At 66.3% G+C, this 6,578-nt stretch carries 7 protein-coding genes and 1 pseudogene; 7 read left to right on the top strand and 1 reads right to left on the bottom strand.

Annotated features, from left to right (window positions below):
• Positions 1-172 precede the first annotated feature (172 nt).
• The 7 genes from ftsZ (at position 173) to AC5Y7D_RS30570 (ending at position 5,574) form a co-directional block, all read left to right on the top strand.
• On the top strand, positions 173-1,312 hold the full coding sequence (gene ftsZ, locus AC5Y7D_RS30540) for a cell division protein FtsZ (protein ID WP_499929885.1): 1,140 nt from the start codon (positions 173-175) through the stop codon (positions 1,310-1,312).
• Positions 1,313-1,412: 100 nt separating this feature from the next.
• Positions 1,413-2,120 (top strand): peptidoglycan editing factor PgeF, encoded by a 708-nt coding sequence (gene pgeF / locus AC5Y7D_RS30545; protein WP_499929875.1) that lies wholly within the window; start codon positions 1,413-1,415, stop codon positions 2,118-2,120.
• Positions 2,117-2,911 (top strand): YggS family pyridoxal phosphate-dependent enzyme, encoded by a 795-nt coding sequence (locus AC5Y7D_RS30550; RefSeq protein ID WP_499929877.1) that lies wholly within the window; start codon positions 2,117-2,119, stop codon positions 2,909-2,911. Before pgeF ends, AC5Y7D_RS30550 begins: the two co-directional genes overlap by 4 nt.
• Before the next feature lie 64 nt (positions 2,912-2,975).
• Complete coding sequence (locus AC5Y7D_RS30555) at positions 2,976-3,653, top strand: cell division protein SepF (RefSeq protein ID WP_499929879.1); 678 nt, start codon at positions 2,976-2,978, stop codon at positions 3,651-3,653.
• A 173-nt stretch (positions 3,654-3,826) separates the two neighbouring features.
• Positions 3,827-4,117 (top strand): YggT family protein, encoded by a 291-nt coding sequence (locus tag AC5Y7D_RS30560; protein ID WP_499929887.1) that lies wholly within the window; start codon positions 3,827-3,829, stop codon positions 4,115-4,117.
• A gap of 257 nt (positions 4,118-4,374) precedes the next feature.
• The gene (wag31, locus tag AC5Y7D_RS30565) at positions 4,375-5,172 is read left to right on the top strand and encodes a DivIVA-like cell division protein Wag31 (RefSeq protein WP_499929881.1); all 798 of its coding nucleotides are present in this window, start codon (positions 4,375-4,377) and stop codon (positions 5,170-5,172) included.
• A gap of 87 nt (positions 5,173-5,259) precedes the next feature.
• Complete coding sequence (locus AC5Y7D_RS30570; protein ID WP_499929883.1) at positions 5,260-5,574, top strand: hypothetical protein; 315 nt, start codon at positions 5,260-5,262, stop codon at positions 5,572-5,574.
• A 7-nt stretch (positions 5,575-5,581) separates the two neighbouring features.
• Here AC5Y7D_RS30570 and AC5Y7D_RS30575 read toward each other — a convergent pair.
• A pseudogene (locus AC5Y7D_RS30575) lies at positions 5,582-6,268 on the bottom strand (phosphoribosyltransferase); the annotation flags it as partial.
• Between the last annotated feature and the right edge of the window lie 310 nt (positions 6,269-6,578).

The following is a 6,578-nucleotide window of genomic DNA, read 5'->3' on the forward strand; positions in this document are numbered from 1 at the left end:
GCCGCGCGTCGGCGCGCCTGCACGGCTAGTGCCCGTCGTACCCATACGGTTCTGGTTACGCGGAACTACTTGACATAACTCTAACTCTATGGTTGAGGTTGAGGGTTTTGCAAGCAGACACACCGCAGGCAGACCCAGGGGAACTTGAGTCCATCAGGGAGGAAGACGAATGATGACCCCCCCACACAACTACCTGGCCGTCATCAAGGTCGTGGGCATCGGTGGTGGCGGCGTCAACGCCGTCAACCGGATGATCGAGCAGGGCCTCAAAGGCGTGGAGTTCATCGCGATCAACACCGACGCGCAGGCGTTGTTGATGAGCGATGCCGACGTCAAGCTCGACGTCGGGCGCGACTCGACCCGCGGGCTGGGTGCCGGGGCCGACCCGGATGTCGGCAAGAAGGCCGCCGAGGACGCCAAGGAGGAGATCGAGGAACTGCTCCGCGGCGCCGACATGGTGTTCGTCACCGCGGGTGAGGGCGGCGGCACCGGCACCGGCGGGGCACCCGTCGTCGCCAGCATCGCCCGCAAACTCGGCGCGCTGACTGTCGGCGTCGTCACGCGACCGTTCTCCTTCGAGGGCAAACGGCGCAGCAATCAGGCCGAGAACGGCATCGCGGCGCTGCGGGAGAGCTGCGACACCCTGATCGTCATCCCCAACGACCGGCTGCTGCAGATGGGCGACGCGGCGGTGTCGCTGATGGATGCCTTCCGCAGCGCCGACGAGGTGCTGCTCAACGGTGTCCAGGGCATCACCGACTTGATCACCACCCCGGGCCTGATCAACGTCGACTTCGCCGACGTCAAGGGCATCATGTCCGGCGCGGGCACCGCGCTGATGGGCATCGGCTCGGCGCGCGGCGAGGGACGCTCGCTCAAAGCCGCCGAGATCGCCATCAACTCACCGTTGCTGGAAGCCTCGATGGAAGGCGCGCAGGGCGTGCTGATGTCGATCGCCGGTGGCAGCGACCTAGGCCTGTTCGAGATCAACGAGGCAGCCTCGCTGGTGCAGGATGCCGCCCATCAGGACGCCAACATCATCTTCGGCACCGTGATCGACGACTCGCTGGGCGACGAGGTGCGCGTGACCGTGATCGCGGCCGGCTTCGACGCCGGCCCCGGCCGCAAAGCCGTCAGCAGCAACGAAACCGGCGGCGCTCACCGCATCGAGACGGCCAAAGCGGGCAAGCTCACCTCGACTTTGTTCGAGCCGGTCGATGCCGTCAGCGTGCCGCTGCACACCAATGGTGCGACGTTGAGCATCGGCGGTGACGACGACGACGTCGACGTGCCGCCCTTCATGCGCCGCTGAGGTCTCGATTTGCTTGCCGCTGCGCGACGAACCGGCGTCGAAACATGATGGCCCGACGTCGATGCAGCCTGGCAGGCAACGAAATCCAGATACTGGGAACGTGAGCGTTCGAATCCGCCGGGTCACCACCACTCGAGCGGGCGGCGTGTCCAAACCGCCCTTCGACAGTTTCAACCTCGGCGACCATGTCGGTGACGACCCGGCTGCTGTGCGGGCCAACCGGTCCCGGTTGGCGACCGCGATCGGCCTGCCCGGCGACCGGGTGCTGTGGATGAACCAGGTGCATGGCACCCGCGTCCAGGTGGTTGCCGAACCGCGGGCTTCCGCGCTGCACGACACCGACGGAATGGTCACGGCGACAAAGCGATTGGCGCTTGTCGCGGTGACGGCCGATTGCGTGCCGGTGTTGCTGGCAGACGCGCGGGCCGGTGTCGTGGGCGCGGTGCACGCCGGACGGGTCGGTGCGCAGCACGGGGTCGTGGTCCGTGCCATTGAGGCGATGCTGGAACTTGGCGCGCAGGTCGGCGACATCTCGGCGTTGCTGGGTCCCGCGGTCAGCGGTGCCAACTATGAGGTGCCCGATGTCATGGCCGCAGAGGTGGAAGCGGCGCTGCCCGGCAGCCGAACCCGCACCCCGGCGGGCACCTCCGGCCTGGATCTGCGTGCCGGAATCGCCGGCCAGCTCCGCCAGTTGGGAGTGACATCCATCGAGGTCGACCCGCGCTGCACCGCGGCCGACCCGGCGCTGTTCAGTCATCGGCGTGACGCGCCGACCGGCCGGCTGGCGTCTCTGGTGTGGATGGAATGACGGCGATGACGGTAGAAACCCCGGGTCGGGAAGACCACGGCGAGCGTCAGTCGGAATTGACCCGCGCGTTGGCGTCGGTGCGGTCGCGGCTGGCAACCGCGGCCGAGGCGGCTGGTCGCAACGTCGCAGAAATCGAGCTGCTGCCGATCACCAAGTTCTTCCCGGCGACCGACGTCGCGATCCTGGCCCGACTTGGATGCCGGGCCGTGGGCGAATCGCGAGAGCAGGAAGCCGCGGCGAAGGTGGACGAGGTTGCGCGGTTGCTGGCGGCGGCCCCGGACGGGGGAGCGCGGGCCATCGACTGGCACATGGTGGGCCGTATCCAGCGCAAGAAGGCCCGCGCGCTGGCACGGTGGGCGCACACCGCGCACTCGGTCGACAGTTCGAAGTTGGTCAGCGCGCTGGAGCAGGCGGTGGCCGGCGCACTGGCTGAGCGGCACCGCAGCGAGCCGTTGCGGGTCTACGTCCAGATCAGCCTCGACGGTGACGTCGCGCGTGGCGGGGTCGACATTGCCGAGCCCGGGGCGCTGGAGCGGATCTGCGAACAGGTGGAGCGGGCCCAAGGCCTGGAATTGGTCGGTCTGATGGGTGTTCCGCCGCTGGGCTGGGACCCCGAACAGGCCTTTGACCGGCTGCAATCCGAGCACCGGCGGGTGCGCAGCATCTTTCCGAACGCGGTGGGGTTGTCGGCCGGCATGTCCGGCGACCTCGAAGCGGCGGTGAAACATGGATCGACGTGTGTGCGTGTCGGTACCGCCTTAATGGGTCAACGGCGGTTACGGTCACCGTGAATAGTCACTCGAGTCACACCTTCATCACAAACAACACATATCCCAGGTTAGAAGGGGTCGCACGATGAGCACACTGCACAAGGTCAAGGCCTACTTCGGTATGGCTCCGATGGAGGATTACGACGACGAGTATTACGAGGACCACGCACCGTCGCGTGGTTATTCACGGCCGCGATTCGAGGACGAATACGGCCGTTACGAGGGGCGCGATCGTGAATACGACGACCCCCGCCGGGACCCGCGCCCCGACCTGCGCCCCGACCTGCGCGGCGAGCCCGCCGACTATCCGCCGCCGAGCAGCTACCGCGGCGGTTACCCCGAGGAGGCGCGCTTCCAGCCGCGCGAGTTCGATCGTCCCGACATGGCGCGGCCGCGTCTGGGTTCGTGGTTGCGGGGTTCGACGCGCGGCGCGTTGGCGATGGACCCGCGTCGGATGGCGATGATGTTCGAGGACGGCCACCCGCTGTCGAAGATCACCACGCTGCGGCCCAAGGACTACAGCGAGGCACGCACCATCGGCGAGCGGTTCCGCGACGGCACTCCGGTCATCATGGACCTGGTGTCGATGGACAACGCCGACGCCAAGCGGCTGGTCGACTTCGCCGCCGGCCTGGCGTTCGCGCTGCGCGGCTCGTTCGACAAGGTGGCGACCAAGGTGTTTCTGCTGTCGCCCGCGGATGTCGACGTATCCCCGGAGGAGCGCCGCCGGATCGCCGAAACCGGTTTCTACGCTTACCAATAGGCGAGATCTTCTGCTGCACAGCCCGGTAGGTCGCAGGTTGGCCGGCCGGGCTGAGCGCGTGCTTGCCGTCCCTTGGGATGTGTGCGCGACGCACGGGTCGGTAGGCTTGCGTTGCCGCTGAGGTGGCGGCGACTGACATTCCTCTCATCCTCATCGTTAAGGTCGGGCTCTCGTTGGTGCTGTTCTTTCAGATCCTTGGGTTTGCGCTGTTCACCTTCTGGCTGCTGCTCATCGCGCGCGTCGTCATCGAGTGGATCCGCTCGTTCAGCCGGGACTGGCGACCGACGGGTGTCACGGTGGTGGTCCTGGAGATCATCATGTCGATCACCGATCCGCCGGTGAGGTTGCTGCGCCGACTCATCCCACAGATCACCATCGGTGCCGTCCGTTTGGACCTATCCATCCTGGTGCTGTTGCTCGTGGCATTCATCGGCATGCAGCTGGCCTTCAGCGCTGCGGCGTAACGGTCGCCAGGCACGAATCGACGGTAGCTAGGAGACGGTTCGGCCACGATTCGGCGACAACTGTGATGCGCGTGATTTTTCTCATCTAAGAAATGTGATTTATTTGCCTTAGAGATTGAAATTGCTCCTTATTTATTAGTCCAATCGGCAACCGCCGAGTCTGGTGTGACAGGATGGGCGGCAGTTGCCAGACGGCTACCGCTCCGTTTTAGACTCACCAGATCGCTTGACCGTCCAGGAACTTGAGGGGACAAAGAATGCCGCTTACACCTGCCGACGTCCACAATGTGGCGTTCAGTAAGCCGCCTATCGGCAAACGCGGGTACAACGAAGATGAGGTTGACGCCTTCCTCGACCTGGTGGAAAACGAGCTGACCCGGCTGATCGAGGAGAATTCCGATCTGCGTCAGCGCATTGCCGAGCTGGATCAGGAACTGGCCGCCGGCGGGGGCGGTGTTGCGGCCGCGCCCACCATCGCCCAGCCGATTCCGGTGTTCGAGCCCGAGCCGGAGCCGGTCAAGCCCGCGCCGGTGGCTGCGCCGGCGACATCGGCGGGCACCAACGAGGAACAGGCCATGAAGGCCGCCCGCGTGCTCAGCCTGGCCCAGGACACTGCCGACCGGTTGACCAGCACCGCCAAGGCCGAGTCCGACAAGATGCTGGCCGATGCCCGCGCCAATGCGGACCAGATCCTCAGCGAGGCCCGCCACACGGCGGAGACCACGGTGGCCGAAGCTCGCCAGCGTGCCGACGCGATGCTGGCCGACGCCACATCGCGGTCGGAGACCCAGTTGCGTCAGGCCCAGGAAAAGGCCGATGCCCTGCAGGCGGACGCCGAGCGCAAGCATTCCGAGATCATGGGCACCATCAACCAGCAGCGCACCGTGCTGGAAGGCCGCCTCGAACAGCTGCGGACGTTCGAACGTGAATACCGGACCCGGCTCAAGACCTATCTGGAATCCCAGCTCGAAGAGCTCGGCCAGCGTGGCTCGGCGGCTCCGGTCGATTCCAGTGCCGAATCGGGCGGTTTCGACCAGTTCAATCGCGGCAACTAGTACGGCGGATAGGGACCCGGCTGCCCGTTCGGCGTCCTTGACCCTGATAGGTTTGGCGCTGCCACCGCGCCGGCCGGAGGATGACCAATGCTGATCATTGCGCTCGTACTAGCCCTGATCGGGCTCGTCGCCCTGGTGTTCGCGGTGGTGACCAGCAACGAGCTGGTGGCCTGGGTATGTATCGGTGCCAGCGTGCTGGGAGTCATCCTGCTGATCGTTGACGCGGTTCGGGAGCGCCAGCAGCGCTCCGCGGACGCCGCGGAGGAGAGCGCCGAGCCCGAGGAGGAGGACGACGGCGAACCCCTCGACGCCGTCGACTACCCCGAGGACGCCGACACGGCCGAAGAATCAGCCGCCGAAACCGCCGAGGAACCCGCGGTCGACGAAAGCACCAAGAAGTAGCGGCGGCTCAGGTCGGCGGGACGTCACCGGTTGGGGCGGCCAGCAGCGCGCGCACCTCATCGTCAGTGACTTGGTGAAAATCGGCGTACACCTGTCCTACGGCGTCGAAATCGATCGGCATGGTTGCGCACACGACGGCATCGGCTTCCGCGGCGAGCTGACGGCAAACCGAACTCGGCCCCACCGGAACCGCGACCACCACCTCCCGCGGGCCCGCGGCCCGCACCGCCCGCACCGCGGCCAACATGCTCGCTCCGGTGGCGACCCCGTCGTCGACCAAGACCACTGTCCGCCCGTGCGGGTCGGCGACCGCCCGCCCGCCACGGTAGGCGTCTTCACGCCGGCGCAGTTCCGCCGTCTCGCTCTCGATGACCGAGCGCACCTGCTCGTCGCTGATGTGGAGGCTGGACACCACGTCGTCGTTCATCACCACCCGGCCGCCGCTGGCCAACGCACCCATCGCCAGTTCGGGCCAGCGCGGAACCCCGAGCTTGCGCACGAGAAAGACATCCAGATCGGCGCGCAGGGCGGCGGCGACCTCCCACGCGACGGGCACACCACCGCGGGCCAGACCGAGCACGAGTAGGCCGGGTTTGCCCCGATAGGACGCCAGTTCGGTCGCCAGCACCCGGCCGGCTTCGCGGCGGTCGCGGTATCTGCGGGTCGGCATCCGCCGGAGAAATCCCCTCGAAGGTGTCATGTCGCACTCCCGACTGCAGGACTCACTCAGCCTACGACCCGATGCAGCCACCGAACGGTTGAAATTGCATCCTGGTGTAGCCAGTCTGCTTCCATGGCATCGAGCCTGCCTCCAGGCACGGCAACGGTCGGCGATTCGCGCCCTCTGCGCAGAATGGAAGCCACCATGGCAGGAACGATCAAAAGAGTGTCCGAGGGGGTGTGTGAGTTCACGACATAGGTGACAGATGAGTCGCGTCATGGGTGACACCTGGGCAGGACCCTTGATGAGTCGCGTCATAGGTGACAGTCATGGCGCATGTCCA

Source organism: Mycobacterium sp. NGS49, assembly GCF_059812565.1.

Excerpts from the sequence above, each read along its gene's own strand:
- AC5Y7D_RS30570 (WP_499929883.1), top strand. The coding sequence starts at position 5,260 with ATGCTGATCATTGCGCTCGTACTAGCCCTGATCGGGCTCGTCGCCCTG.
- AC5Y7D_RS30550 (WP_499929877.1), top strand. The coding sequence starts at position 2,117 with ATGACGGCGATGACGGTAGAAACCCCGGGTCGGGAAGACCACGGCGAG.
- wag31 (WP_499929881.1), top strand. The coding sequence starts at position 4,375 with ATGCCGCTTACACCTGCCGACGTCCACAATGTGGCGTTCAGTAAGCCG.
- ftsZ (WP_499929885.1), top strand. The coding sequence starts at position 173 with ATGACCCCCCCACACAACTACCTGGCCGTCATCAAGGTCGTGGGCATC.
- AC5Y7D_RS30555 (WP_499929879.1), top strand. The coding sequence starts at position 2,976 with ATGAGCACACTGCACAAGGTCAAGGCCTACTTCGGTATGGCTCCGATG.